The organism is Microbulbifer sp. GL-2, from assembly GCF_007183175.1.
Taxonomy (GTDB): Bacteria; Pseudomonadota; Gammaproteobacteria; order Pseudomonadales; family Cellvibrionaceae; genus Microbulbifer.
Map to the genome: position 1 here is coordinate 2250186 of NZ_AP019807.1, position 24505 is coordinate 2274690.

19 protein-coding genes and 1 pseudogene are annotated in these 24505 nt (G+C 49.6%); 5 read left to right on the forward strand and 15 right to left on the reverse strand.

Annotation, left to right across the window (positions count from 1 at the left end):
• Window positions 1-20: 20 nt before the first annotated feature.
• Complete coding sequence (katG, locus tag GL2_RS09775) at window positions 21-2291, reverse strand: catalase/peroxidase HPI (protein ID WP_143730477.1); 2271 nt, start codon at window positions 2289-2291, stop codon at window positions 21-23.
• 640 nt (window positions 2292-2931) lie between these two features.
• On the opposite strand from katG, the gene GL2_RS21875 reads away from it, so the two are divergent.
• A complete protein-coding gene (locus tag GL2_RS21875) occupies window positions 2932-4911 on the forward strand; it encodes an alkyl/aryl-sulfatase (RefSeq protein WP_370452142.1) in 1980 nt (659 codons plus the stop codon).
• Window positions 4912-5037: 126 nt separating this feature from the next.
• Here GL2_RS21875 and GL2_RS21700 read toward each other — a convergent pair.
• The 10 genes and pseudogenes from GL2_RS21700 to GL2_RS09830 form a co-directional block, all read right to left on the reverse strand.
• Window positions 5038-6888, reverse strand: a pseudogene (locus GL2_RS21700) (DNRLRE domain-containing protein); the annotation flags it as partial.
• Window positions 6888-7529 (reverse strand): DUF1566 domain-containing protein, encoded by a 642-nt coding sequence (locus tag GL2_RS09790; RefSeq protein ID WP_143730479.1) that lies wholly within the window; start codon window positions 7527-7529, stop codon window positions 6888-6890. The pseudogene GL2_RS21700 and the gene GL2_RS09790, both read right to left, overlap by 1 nt.
• Window positions 7526-9127, reverse strand: coding sequence for an ethylbenzene dehydrogenase-related protein (locus tag GL2_RS09795; RefSeq protein ID WP_197736548.1), 1602 nt, complete (start codon window positions 9125-9127; stop codon window positions 7526-7528). The genes GL2_RS09790 and GL2_RS09795 overlap by 4 nt, the downstream gene beginning before the upstream one ends.
• A 104-nt stretch (window positions 9128-9231) precedes the next feature.
• Window positions 9232-9834 (reverse strand): glutathione S-transferase N-terminal domain-containing protein, encoded by a 603-nt coding sequence (locus GL2_RS09800; RefSeq protein ID WP_143730480.1) that lies wholly within the window; start codon window positions 9832-9834, stop codon window positions 9232-9234.
• Window positions 9835-9913: 79 nt separating this feature from the next.
• Window positions 9914-10165 (reverse strand): YdcH family protein, encoded by a 252-nt coding sequence (locus GL2_RS09805; protein ID WP_143730481.1) that lies wholly within the window; start codon window positions 10163-10165, stop codon window positions 9914-9916.
• Window positions 10166-10592: 427 nt separating this feature from the next.
• Window positions 10593-11285 (reverse strand): TetR/AcrR family transcriptional regulator, encoded by a 693-nt coding sequence (locus GL2_RS09810; protein ID WP_143730482.1) that lies wholly within the window; start codon window positions 11283-11285, stop codon window positions 10593-10595.
• Window positions 11286-11493: 208 nt separating this feature from the next.
• Complete coding sequence (locus GL2_RS09815; protein ID WP_143730483.1) at window positions 11494-12513, reverse strand: cytochrome d ubiquinol oxidase subunit II; 1020 nt, start codon at window positions 12511-12513, stop codon at window positions 11494-11496.
• On the reverse strand, window positions 12510-13901 hold the full coding sequence (locus GL2_RS09820; protein WP_143730484.1) for a cytochrome ubiquinol oxidase subunit I: 1392 nt from the start codon (window positions 13899-13901) through the stop codon (window positions 12510-12512). The genes GL2_RS09815 and GL2_RS09820 overlap by 4 nt, the downstream gene beginning before the upstream one ends.
• A gap of 240 nt (window positions 13902-14141) precedes the next feature.
• On the reverse strand, window positions 14142-14699 hold the full coding sequence (locus tag GL2_RS09825; protein WP_143730485.1) for a GbsR/MarR family transcriptional regulator: 558 nt from the start codon (window positions 14697-14699) through the stop codon (window positions 14142-14144).
• A gap of 184 nt (window positions 14700-14883) precedes the next feature.
• Window positions 14884-15831, reverse strand: coding sequence for a DUF1853 family protein (locus tag GL2_RS09830; protein ID WP_143730486.1), 948 nt, complete (start codon window positions 15829-15831; stop codon window positions 14884-14886).
• 212 nt (window positions 15832-16043) lie between these two features.
• Here GL2_RS09830 and GL2_RS09835 point away from each other — a divergent pair, with 212 nt between their 5' ends.
• Window positions 16044-16946: a bile acid:sodium symporter family protein gene (locus GL2_RS09835; protein ID WP_143730487.1), complete on the forward strand. Its 903-nt coding sequence runs from the start codon at window positions 16044-16046 to the stop codon at window positions 16944-16946.
• A gap of 50 nt (window positions 16947-16996) precedes the next feature.
• Here GL2_RS09835 and GL2_RS09840 read toward each other — a convergent pair whose 3' ends face one another.
• Window positions 16997-17686 (reverse strand): Crp/Fnr family transcriptional regulator, encoded by a 690-nt coding sequence (locus GL2_RS09840; protein ID WP_143730488.1) that lies wholly within the window; start codon window positions 17684-17686, stop codon window positions 16997-16999.
• 81 nt (window positions 17687-17767) lie between these two features.
• On the opposite strand from GL2_RS09840, the gene GL2_RS09845 reads away from it, so the two are divergent.
• Both GL2_RS09845 and GL2_RS09850 read left to right on the forward strand, forming a co-directional pair.
• A complete protein-coding gene (locus GL2_RS09845) occupies window positions 17768-18535 on the forward strand; it encodes a class II aldolase/adducin family protein (RefSeq protein WP_143730489.1) in 768 nt (255 codons plus the stop codon).
• A gap of 262 nt (window positions 18536-18797) precedes the next feature.
• Window positions 18798-19670 (forward strand): glycosyltransferase family 2 protein, encoded by an 873-nt coding sequence (locus tag GL2_RS09850; protein ID WP_143730490.1) that lies wholly within the window; start codon window positions 18798-18800, stop codon window positions 19668-19670.
• Window positions 19671-19706: 36 nt separating this feature from the next.
• On the opposite strand, the gene GL2_RS09855 is transcribed toward GL2_RS09850, so the two are convergent.
• From GL2_RS09855 to GL2_RS09865, 3 genes are all read right to left on the reverse strand, one after another.
• Window positions 19707-22070, reverse strand: a complete 2364-nt coding sequence (locus tag GL2_RS09855) for an autotransporter outer membrane beta-barrel domain-containing protein (protein ID WP_143730491.1) — start codon at window positions 22068-22070, stop codon at window positions 19707-19709.
• Window positions 22071-22194: 124 nt separating this feature from the next.
• The gene (locus GL2_RS09860) at window positions 22195-22959 is read right to left on the reverse strand and encodes an OmpW family protein (RefSeq protein ID WP_143730492.1); all 765 of its coding nucleotides are present in this window, start codon (window positions 22957-22959) and stop codon (window positions 22195-22197) included.
• A gap of 252 nt (window positions 22960-23211) precedes the next feature.
• Window positions 23212-24162 (reverse strand): LysR family transcriptional regulator, encoded by a 951-nt coding sequence (locus GL2_RS09865; protein WP_172621106.1) that lies wholly within the window; start codon window positions 24160-24162, stop codon window positions 23212-23214.
• A gap of 111 nt (window positions 24163-24273) precedes the next feature.
• Here GL2_RS09865 and GL2_RS09870 point away from each other — a divergent pair, with 111 nt between their 5' ends.
• Window positions 24274-24504: a hypothetical protein gene (locus GL2_RS09870; RefSeq protein ID WP_143730493.1), complete on the forward strand. Its 231-nt coding sequence runs from the start codon at window positions 24274-24276 to the stop codon at window positions 24502-24504.
• Window position 24505: the final 1 nt, after the last annotated feature.

Genomic DNA, 24505 nt, shown 5'->3' on the forward strand with positions numbered 1-24505 from the left:
CTTTCTTTTTCGGCAGTTTATTAATTATTAATATCAAACCTGTCCAGATTCATTACCTTGGCCCAGGCTTTGACAAAATCCTGGGTAAACTTTTCCTGGGAATCATTGGAACCATATACCTCAGCTATTGCCCGTAACTCTGAGTTGGAACCGAATATCAAGTCTACAGAAGTGGCTGTCCATTTTCCCTTACCGGTCTTGCGATCCTTGCCCTCATAGAGCCCCTCTGATTTTTCAGACTTCTTCCATTCGGTGGACATATCCAGCAGGTTCACGAAAAAATCATTGGTGAGTACGCCAGGACGATCGGTGAAAACGCCGCTGGGAGATCCACCAGTATTGGCATTTAATGCCCGCATACCGCCAACCAGCACGGTCATCTCCGGCACACTTAAAGTGAGAAGGCTAGCGCGATCTACCAGCATCTCTGTGGGAGTTCGGCTGTTATCTTTGGCGAAGTAATTGCGAAATCCATCGGCGGTTGGTTCCAGCACTGCCATCGATTTCACATCGGTCTGCTCTTGATTCGCATCAGCACGCCCGGGCCTGAAAGGTACTTTGATCTTCTGCCCACCTTCCGCAGCGGCTTTTTCAACAGCTGCAGAACCACCGAGCACGACAAGATCGGCAAGAGAGACTTTTTTACCACCGGACTGGTTGTTATTGAACTCCTGTTGGATTTTTTCCAGTTCGGACAATACTTTGGCGAGCTCAGTGGGATCATTCACTGGCCACTGTTTTTGCGGTTCCAGTCGAATGCGTGCGCCATTGGCACCGCCACGCATGTCGGAACCGCGGAAAGTGGATGCTGAGCCCCAGGCGGTGCGGACCAACTCGGGGATTGTTAGTCCGGAGTCGAGGATTTTTGACTTGAGTTGCTCAATATCCTGGTCATTGACCAGGGGGTGATCCACTTTGGGCAGCGGGTCCTGCCAGATCAGATCCTCGTTTGGGACCTCCATTCCCAGGTAACGTGCACGCGGTCCCATATCCCGGTGGGTCAGTTTAAACCAGGCTTTGGCAAAGGCACGCTTAAACTCATCCGGGTTCTTCTGAAAGCGCTGGGCAATTTCTTTGTAACTGGGGTCAAATTTAAGGGACAAGTCTGTAGTAAACATAATGGGCGCGTGGCGCTTGTTTTTATCGAAAGCATCGGGTACCAGATTGGCGGCATTGGGGTCATCGGGAATCCATTGCACTGCTCCTGCCGGGCTCTTGGTCTGTACCCAGTTAAAGTTGAACAGGTTATTCAGGTATTGCTGGCTCCAGGTGATTGGTGCGGCAGACCAGGCACCTTCCAGGCCGGAAGTCATGGTGTCATCTGCATTGCCTTTACCGCATTTGTTTTTCCAGCCAAGGCCTTGCTGTTCCGTGGGGGCTGCGGCCGGTTCCGGGCCTAGGCAATCGGCTTTCACTGCGCCGTGGGCTTTACCGAAAGTGTGTCCCCCGGCGATCAGAGCCACGGTTTCTTCATCGTTCATCGCCATACGACCGAAGGTCTCGCGAATATCAGTAGCGGCAGCTACGGGATCAGGTTTGCCATTGGGGCCCTCGGGATTGACGTAAATCAGCCCCATTTGCACTGCGCCTAGGGGTTTTTCCAGCTGGCGGTTACCGGTATAGCGCTCGTCAGCGAGCCATTTGGTTTCCGGCCCCCAATAGACCAGGTCGGGCTCCCAATCATCCACCCGTCCACCGGCAAAACCAAAAGTTTCAAACCCCATGGATTCCAGCGAGACATTGCCAGTGAGAATTATCAAGTCTGCCCAGGATAGTTTGCGACCGTATTTCTGCTTAATCGGCCAGATCAGCCGCCGCGCCTTGTCCAGGCTGGCGTTATCCGGCCAACTGTTAAGGGGGTCGAAACGCTGCTGGCCACCACCCGCCCCGCCACGGCCATCGTTAATACGGTAAGTCCCTGCACTGTGCCAGGCCATGCGGATCATAAAAGGTCCATAGTGGCCGTAGTCTGCTGGCCACCAATCCTGGGAGTTTTTTAGCAGTGCTTTTATGTCATTTTTTACTGCCTTTAAGTCCAGGGTTTTAAATTCCTCAGCATAATTGAAATCATCACCCATGGGGTTGGATCTCGGTGAGTGCTGGCGTAGGGGCCTGAGATCCAGCTGGTTCGGCCACCAGAACTGGTTGGACTTTGGCTGGCCCTCGACAGGGCCTTGGCGAATAACAGGATCAGTCACAACTTCCTCCTCGTTGGCGGCAAAGGCATTTAACGTCAGCAGTGACATGGCGATTATTATTGCGCCACAGAGAGAGGGTCTTTTTATTTGCATTGAAATCATCTCCATACGATATGAAATGCAGACCTCGGTGCTTTACCGGGTGGGTCCTTCACTGCCATAGTCAAAAGGTTTATATGGATTATTTTGGCGACTTAGCGATGTATCCTTAAGTGCTCAAGTGCCAGCGCACAGTATATGCCTCTCTTGTCAACGACTGGTGAAATACAGTTTGTTAGTCGTGAAAAGCTCCTCAACAGCTAGCGAAAGTTTCGTGTAATTCCTTTTTTTGCTGATTTTATGGTTGGTGGAAATTAATGTTTGTTAGCTTGATCGTAAGTGTTTTTCCTGTCGGCAAGGAAAAATATAAATTACTGGTTAATTTGTCGATGTACTTTTGCAGTGATTACACCCAATAGAAATCATTTTGCGCCAAATAGTAAAAAATGCGGGGTGCAATGTGTGTGATATTGAGCTTGTCCAGATGAATAGTTTTTAGTCAGAGTGGTAATAGTTAGAGATAAAAATAAGACTCCCCTTTTTAATGATGCAAGAATTTCTGCTATTGGCCGCTGGATTTGTGCCGGTGATTCAAGGGAGTTTGGAGGTGTAAGTTTACGTTGTTGCTCACTGCAGCAAACTAGCTGCAGTATGAAAATGAAGTGTCACGCATAACTAGCCTGGGGGAGTCTCTATGCGCTCGTTGTTAATGTTGTCCTTGTTACCAATATTCCTAATCGCCTGTGGTAGTGAGCCTGAGGCTGGACCCAATACCCTCAATACTGAGATTAAACCTGCTTCCAAAGCGACCATAGCCCATAACCGGGCTCTGTCCAAAAAACTTCCCTTTGCGGACGAAACAGATTTTGAGCTAGCCAGACGCGGCTTTATTGCCACCATCCCCGGTGCCCAGGTAAATAATTCAGAGGGGAGAGAAGTCTATGGCTTGTCCCAGATGCAATTTCTACAGGGAAATCCCACTGACTCGGTAAATCCCAGTTTGTGGCGGCAGGCCCAGCTCAACGCCTTGAACAATGGCTTGTTTAAAGTAGTGGACGGTATTTACCAGGTGCGCTCCCTGGACCTGGCAAATATGACCCTTGTTCAGGGGGAGAGAGGTTGGATTGTTATCGATCCTCTCACTTCTGCGGAGACTGCAGCCGCAGCTCTTGCCCTGGCCAATAAATCATTGGGAGAGCGGCCGGTGAGCGCGGTGATCTTTACTCATAGCCACGCGGACCATTTTGCCGGGGTGTCCGGTGTGTTGACCGGGGAGCAACTGGCGCGTGGATCTATCGACATTATTGCTCCGGAGGGCTTTGCCGAGGAGGCGATCAGCGAGAATGTACGTTCTGGCAATGTGATGCAACGGCGTGCGTTATACCAGTTTGGAGATCTGTTGCCTTCAAGCCCGGAGGGTTTTGTTTCATCGGGTCTGGGTAACCGTGTATCCGATGGGGAGCACGGTATTGCCACACCGACGGTTGTGATCCCAGAAACCGGCGCGGAAATGGAAATCGATGGGGTGGAAATTGAATTCATAAATACTCCTGGGGCCGAAGCGCCGACTGAAATGGTGTTTTTCTTTCCACAGTTCAAAGCCCTGTGCATGAGTGAAATCGCCAACCATACACTGCACAACATCTATACCCTGCGTGGAGCTAAAACCCGTGATGCCCTGGCCTGGAGTCGTTACATAGAATTTTCAATGGAGAAGTTCGGTGAGCAAACGGAAGTGGTGTTCAGCAGCCACCACTGGCCAACTTGGGGTAAGAGTGAGGCTATGGATTACCTCGCCAAGCAGCGTGACCTATACAAATATATTCATGATCAGACCCTGCGCTTGGCTAATCATGGCTATGACATGGTCGAGGTCGCTGAGCGCCTTGAATTACCTGAGAACCTATCTCAGGCCTGGGCCAATCGCGGATACTACGGCACTGTTAATGTCGGAGCCAAGGCGGTTTATAACCGTTACCTGGGCTATTTCGATGGTAACCCAGCTAACTTACACCCGGTTCCTCAGGAAGAGGCGGCACTGCGCTATGTGGAATATATGGGGGGGGAAGAGAGTATTATGGCAAGAGCCAGGCAGGACTTCGCACGCGGTAATTACCGCTGGGTATCTATGGTGCTGAAGCATTTGGTTTTCGCCGAACCGGATAATGAACAGGCTCGTTATCTACTGGCAGACAGCCTGGAGCAGCTGGGTTACCAGGCAGAGTCCGGTATTTGGCGTAACTTCTATCTGTCCGGGGCCAGAGAGTTGCGCCATGGCGTCGAATTTCGTGAAGAGGTGTTACCGGATGAAGAAATCGTGGCTCGGGTGCCACTACAGTTATTATTCGACGCCATGGCGGTGCGCCTAAACGGTGAGAAGGCGGCGGATGCGGAGATCCGCCTGAACATCGATATGACTGATACCAGGGAGAAATACCTGGTGGTAGTGCAGAACGGAGTTTTACATGGCTACCCCGGTCGGCACAGTGATGATCCCTCAGCCAGCCTCGCCTTGAGCAGTTCTGACCTGCGTTTGATGTTTGGTGGCTTGGTAGGCGCGCCCACCATGATCAAGGAGGGCCGTTTGAAGGTGAGTGGCAACCCCCTGGCTCTGATTAAATTTGGCAGGCTCTTTGATAAGTTTGACCGGAATTTTAATCTCGTTACGCCATAGCAAGGCAAAGCTATCTGGCCCTGCAGTCCCGGTTTGGGGGCCGGCAGTAGTGGTACAGTCGGTCTCAATCGTTAACTTCGCCGAAGTGCCGGTTTCTTTGGAAGTGAAGTCGACGCCGTTGCTTCCTGTGCGAGGAGCAATAACGAGGCCGGTATTGCCATTATTTATCCAGCTTTGGATAAGCCCTGAGGAGGTCAGGTCGATTCGTTCAACGCCTGTATAGTAAGGGATAAAACTCTTTGCCAGATCATCGCGCACTGAGGATCCACCGACAGAATTCCAGGTTGCGGACTCCTCCTGCCAATCATTTGCCGCCAGATAAACACCGTAGGTATTGCCGGACCTATTAATGACATTCAGTTCCAATATGGCGCTGTTGATTGAGGTACAGGCAGTAAGGCTGGAGAGGTCAAATTTGATCAGCGAATACAGGGTGCCAAAAGTTGAGTCGCTGCCATCGGCAAGAAGCCCATCGGAATCTTCATCAAAATTGCTGGATGAGTAGCGTGAGGAAATAAACACATCGTCACTCACCGGCAAGATAAAACTGCTGCTACCGCTGTCGCTTTCAGAAATAACACTGCGGTTTGCACTGTTACGGGTTAAGGTCATGGCCTCGCCGATACGGTTGGCACTCCACCAGTTCACATTGTTGGGTAGTACCAATGGATCTGCGGCGCGGTCCTCTCGTGACAAAGTGGAGGCTGTATCGTCAAACTCTGCTGTGCGAACCAGCAGCTCTTCCTCGCTCACCTGAATCACTTTGAATTGCTGGATACTGGCCATATCGATGGTCCAGGATTTGGCATCGTTGGCAGAGCGCGCTGGAGCGCCCCAGCTTCCCTCACCGACATAGACGGTGCCACCGGAAGTGGTTGTGGAAAAGTTACTGCCGCTGGGAATAACGGCCTCGGTAAGTTTGGTGAGGTGGGTATCAGATTCCACCACCAGATTCATCGCGAAGTCGTAGAAAGGTTGAGCCCACCAGTTAAACAGGGTGGGGTTGTCGGACTTGCCACTGTAGTGGGGAAATAAAGGCTTATGATATTGGGCAAAGCGCCAACTGGCAGCACTACCAGATATCGATAGGTCACTTTCCAGCCAGTTGTTCATGGCAGTTGCATAGGAGGACCAGCCGCTGCTCTGGAACTGGCTGTTGAGTGTATACACCCGTAACAGTGGAGAAACCTGCACTGCACCGTAGGTATCGCTGGGAGAGCAATCTCCATCGCCATTAAAGTCTACGCCGAAGACCTGGCAGATGGTGGAGTAATTGTCGTCTTCATGGTTACCGTGTGTGGGAATTAACGGGTAGATGCGCTTGTAACTGTAACCATCGATATTATCGTTGGAATAAGTCAGTTCCCAGTCATCCAGAAACTCGCGCATTTCCGATGCGCTATTGGCGTTGGTAAAGTCTCCGCCGTGCATGACTGCGAGGGGACGAATCTTAGCGAGTAGTTCATTGCCCTGGCGGCGGGTGGTATGGCCAGTGCGGGTATCACCGCCGGCTACCACTACAAACGGAGATTTTTGCGCAGGCGCTGTCCTGAACCAAAAGCGATCTCCACAGCCATCCTGATCGCAGATACGAAAATATACGGAAGAGTCCGCGCTTAAATCCTGCAAACGCACGAAGTGGCTGGTGATACCGCCATCGAAGTTTTCGCTGTTGCTGACGTAAGCGCTGTTCCAGTTACTTTCGTCGGTGGAATAACCGTAGTTTACAGAGGGGTTATTACTGCTGCCGTCGGGGGAAAAGCCTATCACCGCACTGCTGGAAGCATCGCCATCCCAAGACAGCCGGTAATGCTTGGTTGCGGCGTTGGAACCCATTGCGAGTAACAATGTCGAGATTGCGAGAGCACTGCCAAAATATCGTCTCATTGGAGAAATCCTTTGGAAATTGGGGACCTTTTTGTGAGAGCGCTGCGGCCTGGAGGGGGACTGGATTGCATGGCTGCAGTGCGTGGGCATTATTGAGAAGCTTTGTGACAGGCTGTTGAACGGCTGGTTACCAAGCGCAAGAATGCGGCGTTTCGATAGGGAATTGTGACCCTGTCCCCATTGATAAAATTCACAGCAGAGCCGCCAACGGTTAAATATTGATAAATACCTACCAGTTGCTGGTTACCCTCGCTGGTCCAATAGTCACCACGCATGGTTTTTGGGAAGTACTCAGTTTCGATCGTGGGGCTGCCGGGCTTGTTGTCGTTGCTGATAATTGTATTTATTTCGACGACAGAAGGTAGGCGCCAGCTGCCAGCTCCACACAGGCGTTCGCGGTTGGTATGTTGGATTAGGTCTTGGGTATCGCAGCGGTTCGATTCAAAGTAACAGTCGCCATTATTGGCAACCCCCTCACTTCCATTAAACCAGGAGTAGGTCCAGCGACCGTCGTGAATATTCTCGTTATCAGTTTTTACTTCCCACAGAAGACCACTGCGTTTGTCGCAGATACAGAACCAGGGCCCCTCCCAGGCACCTAGTGGCTCCCCCTGCATATTTATCTTTACCAGATAGTGTTTGGGTGGTTCCGGGTTTTGCGGGACACGAACAATAGCCGCAGCAATCAGTGTGGCGGGCAGGGCGAAGACCAGGAATAGACGTAGAATCATAAGGTTTTTTCAAGATTGAGCTGAATGGCCCGGCTGTGACGGGTGTGGGCAATCTGGGCGCGGTCAAAGGCGGATACCCACATACAAATGCCATCCACAATAGGAATGTCCTGGGCAGATCCGGTATCCAGTCGGCGCACCAGCTCAAGGGACCAGTGACCATCGCGCCACACTCCGCGCGCGCGTACATCCGCGCGGTCCCCCTCAAAACGGTTGGATGTATATAGTACCGAGGGCATCAAAGTGCCCTGCGGGAACTGGTCCAGGTGCGCAGAATAAGGTTGGTAATCGAACCAGGAAATTGTCCAGTCCTGGTTTTGTTTCTGTTCGAGAGGGTATTGATAGGGGGCCAGCTGGTCTATTTTTACTGGCAGGCGTTTGGGGGTGATTGTAGTGGGGGAATACCATTTCCAGTTCATCCGGTAGGCACCGGATTCTTTGCCATCCTGCTGGTAACCAGCGGTATAACGTCGAGCGCCTGGTCGCACTTTATCGGGCTTACCGATAAAATTGTCATCCGCTAAGTACATTTTATTGGTGCGTACTGCCTTCCAGTGCCAGAGATCATGCAGCTGCCCTGAGTTGCTGTAGTGGTAGCCCTTGCCGTGCCAGTTTGCGGGCTTGCCGGCTAAAGGAGATTGGCCCAAGTGGGCGGTACCGGCCGCAGCGAAGGAGCAGTTTTCAGAGAGAAGTATGGCGAATTTGTCTTCGTAATAGCGTTTTTCATCAAATGCTTTATAGCCCGATTGTAAGATTTCCCAGCCTTTTGCAGTTTTCCTCAAGGGCAGGTGGGCGAGGCTCTCATCAGGGTCCTGCCAGGTGATATGAAGGAAAAGTTCCTGGCCATTTTGCAGGGCTTTTAGCTGTACATCGGAGCGGCCATCATAAAAATTGGCACCGCCATCGGTACGTAAGGCAAGTGTTTGTGCTTCTTTCCACTGGGGCTCTGCTGCGAGGCCATCAATGTCGATAATAGAACCTGGTGGAATTGTTGTGACCTGCAGGGGGTGGTGGGAATACCTGTGAATCAGGTGCCAGCCTCCCATTAAAAGAAAGCTTAGAGAAATTGTGCCAAGTAAAATGGAAACTAGCGGCAGACTTTTTCTGCTGGATGGTGAAGGCTTGAGAATAAAAAGAAGCACTCGCAAGCCGAACTGTACCAGATAAATTCCGCCGTGCAGGAATATGTAAAAGGTAAGCCCGATAGCGCTATAAAAATGTATTGAACGAAGCCAAAAAAGTGGACCCATACCGGCAAATAGTATCCAACCACTCAGCAGCGAAGTTGTAAGTAACGAAACTCCACCCCAGGTCACTACTCTGTGATAGTTGATCCTTTTTGGTGTTGATTCTCTGTCCGGGTATAGAAAATAAGAAACTCGGGAGATTAAATATCCTGTGGCAACCAGAGACAATAATAAGGCAGAGATAAAGTGCACGCTGTGGACCTCCCCCTGGGGAAGGAGTTCAGCGATAGAGATGACGACAGGTTTATCAAGAGTTGCGATACGCAGTCCACTGGAAAGGCTGCAGGTCACCGCTATTAGGGCAGCGCTGTGTAGAAGTATCCACAAAGGGCTCTTCACTTTATCTGACATGGCGGCGCCTCAAAAAGCGCTCAGGCTATCGGGAGGATATGACAGTTTAGAGAAGAATTTATGAGGCCAGGGATTGAATCCTGGCCGATAAGCAGAAGCTTGGGTTATTCGTGTAAATTTGTGGCGCTAAAGCTGTCTCTGGCTTCCAGAGCCTCTGATAGAGCAGTTAACTGCGGTCGTTTGCCGCGCCAGTTAAGGTCTTCGTGACGAAAATCCAAATAAGAAAGGGCTGCCCCCAGGTTGATATGGATAAGGCTGAATTGCTCGGGGAGTATTGACACATTTGACTCGAGGAAATCCAGGGTTCTGTTTATTGCACTATTATAACGTTGCCACCAGAACTCTGAGCGCAACCCCTCGCGCTCTCTCAGTTTTTCCATTTGCCTTTGCACCAGGGTTTCCATCAGTCCTGAAGTTATGCTGTAGAGTGTGCGCAGGTTCCAATCATTCTCCATCTCTCTACTCAGGCGGCCATCACCCAATTGTTTGTCGAGATAGGAGCAAATAACCTCACTGTCCATAATGACGGTGCCGTTATCCAGATTCAGGCAGGGCACCTTACCGAGTGGATTGTTGGAGATTAATTCCTGCTGATTATGAAATGGGTGCGAAAAGTGTTCGTTAATGCAAGATTGCAGTTTGTGCTCTTGTACAACGATACGGGCAGTTCGGGCAAAGGGGGAGGAGTAGGTCAGGTAGAGTTGCATGGCGCCACCAACTTGTTCTGATTGTCTGTGGAGTCAGTGTGCTGAATGGCGCCGGTAATGTCCAGGTAATAGCCTTGTGCTAGTGTTGCGTAATCATCCCTGTGATGCGGTTATAGAGATGTTGTTTTAGGTAAGCGCGCTGCTTTTTCAGGCTTGAGTAGTGGTCATCGTCGGTACCGATCCCACTGTCTTGAAGACCACGTATCTTTTTATCAAGTTTTCGGTAGAGGTCGTTCTCCAGTTTGAATTGCAGGTCGTCTCTCAGGAGGAGCTTAATGGTGTCTGCATACTCGGGGAAATCCGATTCCAACTCGTGCGCGGCAATGGGCATAAGAGAACCTCCACTTGTTCCAGTTAGAGTTTCGCTAACTATTGTAGTTTGAGTCCAGGTAGTCACAAATTAGACAATTGAGAACAGGTAACTATCCGCCTAATCTGGTCCTTTATTGTGAGGCGTGGCTGTGAAAGCCGGCAGCAAGATTAATTGGTGACATACGGTTAAATTACAAAGAAGTTCTGTAATTGCTTTTCTGTTAGGGGATTATTTCTTTTCCTGGATCTCGGGTAATTTGTAGTTGTTTAACACTAACAGTTTGAGCGTTTGATCAGGGGCAAGCTCGGGGAAGGTTGAACTCAAAGGTTTGAAGGTGAAGCGATTACAATAGGTAAAAATAAACCCGGCAATTCTCATTACCGGGTTTATCATACTGGCGGGATCTGATTGAAAAACCCCTTTAACAGATAAGGCTATTTCTCCCTCAGGCAGAGGCCTCCAATGGGGCGAAGCGCAGCTGACGACGCTGAAGCAGCTCTCCCAGATACAGCTTCAGGTATGCGGCTGCCGCACGCTTGCCTTCAGCCGCGGCTTCGTCAGTAATTCGTCCGAAGCGCGAGTAAGCCTGGGAACAGAAAGAGTCATTAATATTAATTGCGCACATAAAACGGTCGCGCCAATCCTGCGATGGAGGCAGTTCAAACTCGCGTGACAGATTCTTTATCAGGGTATCTGCTAAACGCCAGTTATTTTCCATTTGCAGTTGACGCAATGCCCAGCTGGATTGAGGGCCGTAATGCACCTTCAATGCAGAGATATTATCCTCATAGTAGCTGCGTACCAGACCACACAGCTGATTGAGCATATCCTGCCAGCTTTCCGCGGGTGAAAAATCTGAGTGGCCAAGTACTACGTCTCCAAAAGATTTGTAGTGCCGCTCTGCCAGAGCCGTAAGGCTGGCATCCACACTGGGAAAAAAGTGGTAGACAGACGCTGCCGGAACCCCGGCTACCTGGCTCAGGTTAGCGAGGCTGATATCGGTTGAATCCTGCTCAGCGATTAGAGTTTCCAGCGCGTCGAGAAGCTTCTCGTATTTCTCGCGGCCGTTTTTACGTTGTGGTTTGCGCGGACTTGCTGTGTCGCGCCGGCTGATAGCCCGTCGATCGATTTGGTTCAAATTCACCTCCCCCTTAGACAAGCGCAATCTGAAAGCGCCAGAAATGCGCTTTACTTCCTTGTAAAAAATTTGTCTTCTGGAATTGATGATTATTATCGTACCAATTTCGGCGGGCAAGGGGATTTTGTTTGATTTGTGGGGTAGTTCCGCATTACCAGATTAAATTGGAATAGTCGGCATTACCCCCTTTAAAGCAAAAAATACTCCGTCAGTGATAGTGGAGTTCGGTCGCCTTGCCACGAAATACCCGGTAGGAAAATGCGGTATAGACGAGAATGACCGGCACTACAATCACTGCTCCCACTAAAATGAACTTGAGTGACGCGGTTGCGCTGGCTGCCTGCCAGATATTCAATTGTCCCGGAACTATGTCTGGGTAGAAACTGAAAGCCAAGCCGATAAAGCACATCAGGAAGATAATCACCACCATGGTGAAGGGCAGTGCACTGTGCCTGTCATTAGCTTTCGGCATTCTGCCAAGTAGGACATCATTAAAGATAAAGGCCAGGAAGCACAGGGTCGGGATCAGCAGTACGAACATTACCAATGGGTAGGCAAACCAGCGATCAAAGACGGTTGGGTTGACCAGGGGGTTAATTGCCGACACAGAGAGAACGCCGAGTAATGTTGCCCGTCCCGCCCGGCGCGCCCAGTGCACTGCACGCGTCTGCAGTTCTTTTTCGGTTTTCAATACCAACCAGGCTGAGCCCATATAACTGTAGGCGGCGGTGACTCCCAGGGCACTGACGGCGGCGAACAGTTGTGTCTGCCAGCCGGGTGCAAACCCCATTACATATTGTCCTAGCATATAGCCTTGGGAGAGGCTGGTAGTGAGAGAGCCGGCCTTGAAGGTTCTGTCCCAGGCCAGTTTGTGCCCGACGGCGGCCTTGGCACGAAAATCGAATGCCACTCCACGCATGATCAGCCCCACCAGCATAATTGCGGCGGGGATATAGAGGTGCATAAGCACCAGGTTGTGGGCGATCGGGAAAGCGATCAGCAGCAGGCCGACTGCCAGAACCAGCCAGGTTTCATTGGCATCCCAGAAGGGGCCAATTGAAGCGATCATGGTGTCCCGCTGCGCTTCGTCTCTCTCTCCCAGGGGGAGCAGGATACCCACTCCCAGATCGTAGCCGTCGAGGATGGCGTACACCAGCACAGCCAGGCCCATCAGGCCAATGAAAATAACTGGCAGCCAATAGGCGGCGGAAGTTGCACTCTCATTCATTGAGAATCCCCCTCGGTTGGCTTCTGGTTTGTGTGGGGCAGGTTGGTTAGGTTGCCTCCGGCACGAGGCTCTTGGGTTTCAAATTCCTCCACTTTGACTGACTTCAAGGCCATAACTTTCAGGGTGTGTATGTACGCATACAGCAGGATCACATAGACAATCAGGTATAAGGTTAGCGAGAAACCGACATGAGATGGCGGCACCTGGGTAACGGCGTCGGCAGTTTTCAGGACTCCCGTTACCAACCAGGGTTGACGGCCTATTTCTGTCACGTACCAGCCAGCCAGGGTAGCCACCCAGCCGGCGAAGGTCATGGCTACCAGGGTCTTCAATGCCCAGCGAGGCAACTCTTTTCGCCGCCACAACAGGTAGCAACCACCCCAGGCCACAGCGAGCATTAACAGGCCCATGCCAACCATAATACGAAAGGCAAAAAAGACCGGCGCTACAGGTGGATGATCTCCGGGAAACTCGTTTATGCCTTTTACCTCTCCGTCCAGCTCATGGGTGAGAATCAGGCTGGCCATTTTTGGAATGGCGATTTCGAAGTGGTTGGTTTTTTCTTTACTGTCGGGAATTGCGAATAGCAGCAGTGGCGCACCTTTTTGCGTTTCCCAGGCGCCCTCCATCGCCGCCACTTTTTGTGGCTGGTGCTCAAAGGTGTTGATGCCGTGTAAATCGCCAACAAAAATTTGGATGGGTATAAATACTGCAGCCAGAATCAGGCCGGTTTTTAGTGCCAGGCGCGGTGCGCGTTTGGGATCACCTTTTAGAATGCGATAAGCAGAGATTCCCGCGACAAAAAAAGCAGCAGTTAGCCCCGAGGCCAGCAACATATGTGTAAGGCGGTAGGGAAACGATGCATTGAAAATAATGGCCATCCAGCTTTCCGGGTAGGCGACCCCATCACGCATTTCAAACCCTGACGGTGTCTGCATCCAGGAGTTAAGCGCGATGATCCAGAAGGCTGAAAGTGTTGTACCAATTGCGACAACAAATGCAGAGAAAGTATGCACCTTACTGGGAACGCGATTGATGCCAAACAGCATAATGCCAAGGAATGTGGCTTCCAGGAAAAAGGCTGTGAGCACCTCATAACCCAGTAATGGTCCGGCGATATTGCCGACTTGCGCCATGAAGCCAGGCCAGTTGGTGCCAAACTGGAATGACATGGTTATACCACTGACGACGCCGAGGGCAAATGTCAGGGCAAAGACCTTGACCCAAAATCGATAGGCGCGCATCCAAACAGGATTATCGGTCTGGTCGTAGCGCAGCTTGAAGAAAACGATAATCCAGGCGAGCGCGATAGTAATGGTGGGAAATAAAATGTGAAAACTGATATTAGCGGCAAACTGTATTCTGGAGAGGATCAGAGTATCTAGCATGGGTGCCTCTGCTGGTCGGAACTATTTTTAACCAGAAAACCGGACGCTCTTCCTGAATCGTCCGGGGGTGCCCGAAAAACACCGATGCAGAAGTATGGACCTGCCAGTATTTTTTGAGCGTATACCGACGCTGGGTCGGCGGCGGTATATCCCTATACCGCTTTTTCTGTTGCCCGCTGGATTTCTCTATCCTCCGGGCAGAATATCTCTGAGGGTGTTTATGTCAGGTGTGGCGTGTTTTTATTCGGAATTGGATGTTCCTCCTGTGAGTTTGCTTTTGAACTCCAACAGCTTGACGATCCCGGAGCCGAGCTTCATCAATTTAAGCAGGTCATCGTGCTCCAGTTTGCTCAGGGTATTGGCAAATTCCTCAAGCAGTTCCAGCAAGCTGTAGACCTCCTGGATTTTCTCCTGGGCCTGGGCTTCCTGTTCATCTTGGGGCTCATTGAGTAACAGTTGGCGGAGCAGGCTCAGGGTTGGGTCCAGTTCCCGCTTGCGACGCTCTTCAAACACTGTGCGCGCCAGGTCCCAGATTGAGCCGGCTGCGGTGAAGTAATCCTTGCGGTCACCCGGCTGGTGGTGCAGTTCTATCAGGCGCCAGGCCTGTAACTCCTTGAGTCCCATGCTCACGTTGCCGCGGCTGATCTTCAGGGCCTGGGCCAGTTGTTCTGCGTTGAGAGGGGAAGGGTTGATGGTAAGCAGGGCAAACATCTGGCCAACAGTGCGGTTAAACCCCCATCGGCTGCCCATTTCGCCGAAATGCAACACAAAAGCCTGGGCTTGATTGGAAAGTTTCATATAGTTCTTAACTTTCAGAAATTTCTGAAAATTGTAAATGTAAATTGATCTATGTCAATAATTAATTGGAAATAGTTTGTTTTGTCCGCAGTGTTATATAGTGCAGATAGCTTTTGTGGGCGGGATAATTCGATTAGAGGTTGATGCTGGGTGGCGGTCTTGCCGGCTTTATTTCAGGATTTTCTCAGGGCCTGGGAAGGCTTTCCAGTGCTCTGGGATACCAATTCTCAGGAACAATAAACCCGCGGCAGACTTCCCCGCATTTATCCAATGCTGAGATACACAGTGGGCGATCCAAAGTGTTCCTTTCGAGTGCCATGACGAGTTGCTTAAAGCTATATCCTTCCGCGAGGCCCCGCTGCAATGGCGCGAGCCAGACGCACTTGGGTAAATGGAGCCAGCTTAAGTCTTGATAGTGTGGAGATGTATTGAAATAGTCGATGAAGCTGTCGGGAGTGGCCCACCAGTAGTGCGAATCCCCCCGAGACGACTTCCTACTGGCTTGAGCCTTGGGGGTACCCAGTGCTTTAAACAGCCGCCCTGGTATCTGGGCCCATTGTCGATCGATGTTCAGGCCCATGTCTTGCAATAGACTTTCTACCTCGGGTCGCCGGATAAATGGCAGTTGGTGTTGTGCCATACGCTTAAGCTTGATATCCAGACGATCCTTAAGCCCAGGCCCGATCCAATAGGGACCTGGCAGTTGCAGATAAAATTTCACGGCAACTTCCCAATGTTCACAGGTGTCAGCGGGAAGGTACCGCACGACAAAATCCAGCTCTCCCAATGTCTGGCCGGCAGTGCGCAGGGGCAGATTGTGGTGCACCAGCTGATAGTCGTGGTGATGCTCAAAGGCAAAGGCCCAAAGCTGTTCAAAGTACACGCCAAGCCGAGATGTGGGCTTGTGTTCGCTGTAGTTATGCAGGAATGCATCAAGTTGTGGTGAGAGTCTTTTATGGACCTGTGGGCTGGAAAAATAATCCAGGAGTTGTTTTCGTCGTGCTGCCGGAAGCCGAGGTAATTTTTCGAGTAAGAACTTTGGATTGAGCGAATTGGTTATATCGGTGCTCCCCACTGTCCAAAGCAGGTTGGACCAATGGTCCACTGACGCATTGGGGATAAACTGTGACATGTAAGGCGCAATTGTCGGGCAAAAGATACTGGGGAGTGTACCAGAGGCGACACTCTTCGGTGGACTATGCTAGGGTTCAATTTCGCACAGCGAAATAATGAAAATACGTAATAAAAACTGGCAACCCGAAAAGTGGCTTCATGCTGGTCACGGTTTCAAGTGACTACCTGCTGCTCGGGTTCCGAAAATAATAAAAACTTCAGGAGGCTAGTGTGGAATCAGGACCCATGATCTCGATCGGTCTGCCGATTGCGCTGTTTATCATTATGGTTGGAATAGGGATGACCCTGACAGCCAGGGATTTCCACCAAGTTACGGTGAAACCTGCTGGCTTGGTGGTGGGTACTATCACCCAGATTCTCCTGATGCCGATTGTTGCTTTTGCGTTGTGTTGGCTACTCAGCCTGCCTCCTGCGATTGCAGTCGGCCTGGTTATTATTGCCGCTTGTCCGGGAGGCACCACCTCAAATCTTTTTACCCTGCTCGCTCGTGGCAATGTGGCCCTGTCCATTGTGCTCACTGTGTCAGCAAGCCTGATAACTATCCTAAGCCTGCCATTTTTCACCAACTACGCACTACGAACCTATTTCGGTGCTGAACAGGAAATTGTGCTGCCTTTTGCCAAGACTGTCGTGATGTTATCAGTCATCGTATTGCTGCCGGTGGTTATTGGGATGTTGGTGCGAGCCTGGAATCCTCACTTGGCCAGCCGTGCAGAGGGTATTGTCAGCATCTTTGGTGCGTTGGTGTTGTTGATTCTAGTGGTAGGGCTTGTGTGGGGCATGCGCGATCGCATTGATGAACTAGCGACCCAGGCAGGGCCTTCAGTAATCTTGTTAAATATCCTGGGTGTTTTTGTGGGTTTACTTGTCAGCCGGCTTTGTGGCTTATCTGGCCGTGATGGCTTGGCAGTGGCTACTGAGCTGGGTATTAAAAATGGCACCATTGGCCTGATGGTAACCCTGACCCTTCTGCATTCCAGTGAGATGTCGGTGCCTTCTGCGGTTTACGGTGTATTGATGTTCCCATCGGGAATGTTGCTGGCTTTATATGGACGCAAGAGAGCCCGTGAAGCGGGTGAGGAAAGGGCTGCAGAGCTCGGTGAAGCTGGCTAGGGACATGTTTCTTTATGGCCTGGGCGGGTGCTTTCAATCCAGGCCGTGATTTAATCAAGCTCTTCAATATAGGCACCCAGGCGGCTAAGGCTCGGTACGCTGATACGTCCGTAAGAAGACTCGATCAATCCTTTCGATTCAATATTTTTTAGTACCCGGTGAACCCCTTGCCGGGTCATTCCCATAGTGTTGGCAAGTAGCTCCTTGGTGAGGCGGAAGCTCACCGAGCCACTAACCGCCTTACCATGGTGCATTTGCGCCATAAAGAAAAGGCGGCGCGCAACCCGCGCCTCGGTTCCCCGCAGGACATCATCCTGGATGATCGACATTACAGCCCATAAGCGGAGGCTTACCTGTTCCAAGGCTACCGGGTAAGCTTCCGGATGGCGACGCATCAAGTCGCGCAGCTGTTCGCCCTGAATATCTACCACGGTGCAATTACTATGGGCACTGGCACCAAATACCCGAGGTGTGCCTGGACAAAATACCGTGTCGCCAAACCAGGCACCAGTATCCAGTATGGCAAGGGTGGCTTCCCGACCGGCAATATTACTGGAACAGATGCGTACCTGGCCCTCAGCAATAATAGACAGGCGTTCCTGTAGGGAAGCGGGTGGGTAGATCATGTCGCCGGCGCCAAAGCGCCGCAGCTGTGCACCTTGTGCCAGCTGTTCCATGGCTTCAATTGGCAGTCCGGAGAGCAGTGGGCAGGCATCCAGAATAGCTGCGATTTTATTCATTCGCCAAGTGTAAACAAATTGACAGTATTTGTGACATTGCTCATCCAGAATCGAGTTTCCAATTTAAACCGGGGAAAAATCATGCAACTGGAAACTGTGCCTTCGCTTGAAGGAAATGTCAGTGAAGAGGAGTGGCAACTGCGGGTCGACCTGGCTGCAGCTTACCGTCTAATTGCTTACTACGGATGGGATGATACAATTTTTACGCATTTGTCTATGCGTATTCCAGGGCCAGAGTCGCACTTCCTGATCAATCCTTTTGGAATGTTCTTTGAGGAAATCACCGCCTCAAGTTTGGTCAAAATCGACCTGAATGGGGAAAAGGTGGATGATAATGATGCGATAGTAAACCCCGCCGGCTTCACTATTCACAGTGCTATCCATGAAGCCCGTGAGGATGCCCACTGTGTAATGCATACCCATACTACTGCGGGAGTAGCAGTGTCAGCCCATGCAGAGGGGCTATTACCCATCTCCCAGCAATCCCTGTTTCCCCTATCGAGTATTGCCTATCACGATTATGAGGGGATTGCCGTGCGTGAGGATGAGAAGGTGCGCCTGGTTTCTGACTTGGGTTCGGCTCATTATATGATCCTGCGTAATCACGGTTTATTAACTTGCGCCTCCACCGTAGCCGACACCTTTCTCGCCATGTTTATCCTCCAGCGTGCTTGCGAAATACAAGTTGCGGCGTTCGCCGGTAATCCACCACTAACTGCCATTCCACAGGAAATTGTGGACAAAATTGTGAGTGAAGGTGACATGGTTACTGGTAATCAGGGAGGGCTATTGGCCTGGCCCGGACTTCTGCGCAAGCTTGACAGGGTAAACCCTGGCTATTGTAAATAAGTTGACTAAATAACTCTGTGAAACTTTCATCTATTGTCTGCGAGGGATGTGCTATCGAGCTTTTAGACTAGGTACTTTAAGCCTTTGAGTGAAACTTGATACTGCTAAGCATTTTTCTTGTCTGCCTTCATGTATATTATTTTTCATACATGGTAACCAAAAATGGAATATCTTTTGGTTACCATGGCAGTTCAAAAATAATACATTCCGGTTATACAGTATGCTTCAATATTTCTTGAAAAAAAGGCTAAAAAGACACGATGTGAATAATAATTTGAAGCTGGAGTCTTTGGTTCGAAGCCAACTTCTAGGGCAGCAAGCCTTGACAAGTGTCGAGAAGGGAGTGGGGAATAACAAAAAACATAAGATTGTAGTTTCGCTAACATCATATGGACGGCGTATACACGATATCTTTTTATGTGTGGAAAGTTTATTTCAGCAGTCTCTGAAAGCTGATGTTGTTGCTCTCTGGCTATCCAGGGAAGATTTCCCCGATGAGAAAGTGCCGGAAATACTGCAGAAGCAGTTACAGCGCGGTTTACAGATTTTTTTTGTTGAGCGGGATCTTGGGCCGTACACGAAATATTTTTATGCATTTGAACAATTCCCGGATAGTCTGATCGTCACTGTGGATGATGATGTTTTATACCCTTCAGATATGATTGATATGCTTTATCAGGCTTATCTAACTGAACCCTCTTATATTCACTGTCATCGTGCCCACCGAATCACCCTGGATAAGGATGGGAGTTTGCTACCTTATGAAAAATGGCGCTCAAAAAGGGAAACTTGGTGTGGTTCATCCAACACTGAGCCATCCCACATGGTTTTCCCTACCGGGGTTGGAGGGGTTATTTATCATCCAGGTTCTTTACATGAAGATGCATTTGATAGCGATAAGTTTCTGAAATTATGCCCTGGAGCAGATGATGTTTGGCTCAAGGCCATGAGTATCAAACAGGGAACTATGGCTGTTCGAGTAGCGGATCATCGCCATTGGAGAGATCGTTTTTTGACAGTGCCGGGTGCTCAGGGGTCTGGGTTGAAAAATGCAAATCTAAAAAGAAAGTCTGGGAATGATTGTAAAGTTAAAAGGGTATTTTCAGAGTATCAATTGTTAGAGCAATTGAAGTAAAAGGGGATTTTTACAGGTCGCTATAAGTGGTTCTGTTTACCATTTATAGCGAAAGCCAAGCTCCAGACCTCCAACAAAACTATCCCCAAAATTCTCCAGGCTACTGGAATAAAATATTTCTGAGTAAATAGAGCAGTGGTCACCACACTCCTCATAGCTGGCACCCATACGCAACTCGCCAAACCACCTGTCTGGTTCTTGATATAGCCGGGTTCCTGAAACCAGGAGATTTGTTTCCTGATCGAGGTTGAAGATCAGGCTGGGTGTAATATAGAAGCTAAAGCGTTCCAATGGAAGTGAGCCATACATTTTCCGGCTTGATTTGCGCTGGCTTTTTCGTTTCTCTAAGGAGGTGCCCAAACGTACTATAAGACCGTTGTTATTGATATCACTTGCGAGAACATTATAGGTATCTTCAATATCCTCAGCCTCCTCCGAAGTGTAAATCAGCTGTGCCAAGGGAGTAATGGAGTAATAATCGTATAATTTAAAGCTCCACCCTCCCTCTATGGATAGCGCATAACCATAAGCTTCACCACTGTTCTTTAGGGTGCGCAAGTCGTAGGCATCAAAGTCGAAATCAAACCAGTCAAGTTTTAATTGTGTGTCAATAAATAAGCCCTGGTAGCTATACCAGGTCAGAAAAGCACTGACTCCATAGTTTTTAATATCGATATCCCCATCACCAAAAAATGAATCTATATCATTTTTGGCATCGCCATAATGTAAAGCCATACTGGCGACTGGTGTGCTTCCTAAAACTGAGATATTCAGGGGGAGGTCTGCTCCCAGTTGTAGTTGATAATAGTTCTGATCCCAGCTGGCCCAGGTAGTGGATTCTTTGGGTTGGGCGCTGATATAACGTGCACTGTTGCGTATCCATATGCCCTTACTGTCGATAGCAGTTTCTTCTGAACTATCGTAGTCACTGTTGAGTAAATCCTTATAGCTACTGCCGACCCAGAAGCGATTTCCAACACGGCTGCGTAATGGTGAAGGGACATTCAGGGAGCGAAGTATTTGTGGCAGGGATTCATACAGTACTGCTGTTGGTTGCCAGCGAGTCATTCCTCCTTCTGGAAACTTGCTCGAATCATTAACCACTGAGCGCAGGTACCAGTCGCCGTCATAATTTTCGGAAACTCCATTGTGGTGTAGCGTATAGGCGTAGGCGCCACCGATTGTGGCCTGTTGATCATCCTTGGTGACAAAATCACCACTTAAAACGAAGGCATCGTTTGCCGATACACCCTCTACAGAGATCAATTTGATTCCGTTACCTTGGGTACGAGCACCCTGTCCGTTGAGGTTGAACACGGTAATCGCTGTGGTACCGCTGGTATCTCCTTCTATGCGTAGATGGTCACTAGCATCATTATCGTCATCAAGTATTGCATCCATCCACAGTCGTCCATTACCTCCAATATATTTGCCATAGTTGCCATCACTATCTTTTTTAATGGTCACCGTGTTGAACTTCTGGTTGACCAGGTCGATAGTTCCATCGTTGGCCACATTACCGGTAATGACATACTCATCTGTATCAAAAAATGCTTGCCCCCCCCATTTGACATGTAAACCTAAGGGGTTGCCTTCATTATCCTGACCTCCTCCTACGTTGAGACTGCCAGAGAAAATCATTTTTGAACTTCCCCAGACAACTACCCGCTCCCAGTTACTTAATTGATTTCCATCTAGACGATAATCAAGTTTGAAAATCAGGGTATCAATTTCGCCGTCCTCAGCGCTGAGATCGTCACCACCATCGAGTATGGCTTCGCCATCAAAGGAGTAGGAATCTATAATCAGAGTGTCGGAGCCGCTGCCACCGCGAATTTCATTGCTGATACCCTCATCCCAATGAATAAAATCGTCACCTTCGCCAGCATCCAGGTAATTAAAAATAAAGCCGCCGTCTAAAGTAATCTGATCATTTCCTTCTCCCCCCCAGACATGAAATGATAATCCGTCCAAAATTTGAATATTATCATTGCCTGCACCACCATGAATCCCGCCCCCACCGATATAATCACCAACATCGCTACTGCGTTCATTCAAAATAATGGTGTCATCGCCATCACCACCATCGACCATATTAGTGATTGTCGCACCCAGGATATTGATTTCATCATTACCTGCGCTGCCATATGCATTGCTCAGGGTGCCGCCATTAAGATCTATAATATCATTACCCGCCAGCCCATCGACATCAGCCTCTTCTGCATCGTTGTCTTCATCACAGGTGATTTGGTCTGGACCAACCGTGCCTATATTTCCAGGTGTACATTCTGCTAATGCCGACTGACTCAGTAAAAGTGGCAGGAACAATAGAAAACTGAAAAAAATAGGTCCAGATGTAAAGTTTCTTTGGAGGCTGGATAATCTATTTGGGATGCCCACGATGACTCCGGTTATCGGTTCATATAAGACAACAGCCAGTATTTAATGAGCTATATCTGGCTGCCAGAATCCATTCATACAGTTAACTAACTGCTGACAACGTTATTCATTCATTAATGCCTATTTAGAATTTTGTTCCGAGACCAATATTGATTATCCAAGGGTCGTAATCAAAGTGTGAATATAGCCGGTCGCTCCCCAGATCTGTGGGGAAATCTACAGTGGGATTAGTATCAGACATGTAATAGAGTGCTGCCAGGTTGATAATTAGTGGATACTGGAACTGGCGAAAATCCAGGTTGAAATCGATCCCAGCTTGGAGCGCCCAATCCCAGGAATGCCCCATATTAAATGAGCCCGGTGCAACTGACATGCCGGAATCTATCAGATATTCATTAAATTGGCGGCTGATAGAAACTGTGTGGTAATTGGTGTAGTTAATACCCGCTCCTACGTAGGGACGACTGAAATAAGATGGATCCAAAAAATACCAGTTGGCGAATGCGAGAGTGGTGGAGGCCTTGAAATCCCCCAGCTTAATTTGGTCCCTACCAGGATTGCCGGTAAAATTATCCAATGTCACATCGTAAGAGGCACTGTTGATATGCATCAATTCAAAGCCCCAGCGATCTGACGGGCGCCAGACTCCGGAAATCTGCCAGGTTTGCGCGGTATCTATTTCCCAGCTGGAGTTATAGAGGTCCCACTGTTGAAGAACCCGATACTTTAAAGAAGTGGCAGCGTCATTGGGAGTTACATAGCTCAATCCAAACCTCACAATAAAGTCGCCCCACTCGATATCACGCCAATCTTCTTGGGCATGGGTAATGGTTGCGCCAGAGGTCAAAATAAGTGTCATTGCCGCGCGACTGAGTCCCTTAAGTTTCATCACTATATCCCTCTATAAAAATCCGGTACTTGCGCAGGAAAGATCTTTTTTTCTGCCATTGCGATTTATCCGCCGGAATTTATATGGGTTAACCGGCGGGTATCCAAAAAGTAGCAGGATTCAAAGTGGGCGCAGGGGTTTTATTGAATTTTAAGGCGCAGCTTTTTTACTAGGTTTTCGGGGCAATGCAGAAGCCGTTGATCGCTTGAATTACCCTGGTCCAATTCTCATATTCACATTGTCGAAGGGTAGTTACTTTGAGGTATGTATCCTGGCTCCGCCGATTTCCTCTGGCACGGTTTCCAGGTTGCGGGCATATTCCAGGAATTCCATGGCCGCGGGGGAGAGAGGGCGAGACTTACGACGAGCCAGATACCAGTGGGTAATAATTGGCAGCGCCTCAACATTTAATATGGCAAGGCCGGAACGCCCGCCAAAGGCGAGGGTGTGTTCGGAGAGAATGGAAACGCCCAGACCGGACATCACAGCATGCTTGATAGCCTCATTGCTTTCAATCGTCATACGCATATTGAGGTCGATGCCTTGCTTGGTCAGGAAGCGTTCAATGGCATGGCGTGTACCAGAACCTTCCTCCCTGCGCAGGAAAGGGCAGCTGGCAAATTCTTTTAGAGAGACTTTTTTTCTATTAGCCAGCGGATGCTTTTCCGGGGCTATTGCCAGCAGGTGGTTCGGTAAAAATTCCACCAGCTCCAAGTCGGGATTTTGTGGAGGATGGCTGAATACATAAAAGTCATCCGCGTCTTCACTGGTGTAATCGATGATCTGCTGGCGATTGCCCACACGAAAGCGGATATCCAACTGTGGGTGCTGTTCGTAGAAGTCCCCAATTAAGTGCGGGATAAAGTATTTGGCGGTGGTGACAACGGCCAACTGTAGCTTGCCACTCTCCAGTCCACGCAGTTTTGCCAGTTTTAAATCGAGATATTCATAGCTCTTTAAAATCTCCCTGGCACTTTCCACCAGGGTCAGGCCTGCCTCGGTAAAGTGCAACTGCTTGCCGACGGAATAGTAGAGCGGCAGCCCCACGGCGGCGGAGAGCTTGGCCAGCTGCATGGACACACTGGGTTGAGTTAGGTGCAGGGTCTTGGCGGCAGCGCTGATACTGTGCTGCTCGAATACGCTCAGCAGGATCTCCAGCTGTCGTGCGGTTCCGATCCGGGTGTGGGCTCTGCTGGAGGACATGGGACACCTATATAGATGATTGTAGATGGATCACATAATAATTATCTATTTTTATCTATCAATACTCCTACCGATAATGCGCCCACTTAATAACCTGTCGAGGCCCCTCTTATGCATAAGTCACAGCTTTACTTTGGTGTCTCAGTTGGATTGCTGGTCTTATTTATTGGCTGGACGCTAGCACTGGCTGGTATTGGTGCCAGCGCCCTTATGCTTGTCGGCCTATTGATACTGCTTGCCAATATTGGTTACTGGTTTGCCCACCGAGGTCAGCGACGGGTCAGAGTGATTGCCTCGAGACAAGGACGGTTATCTGACTATTCCCAGAAAGGGAAACGCTGAA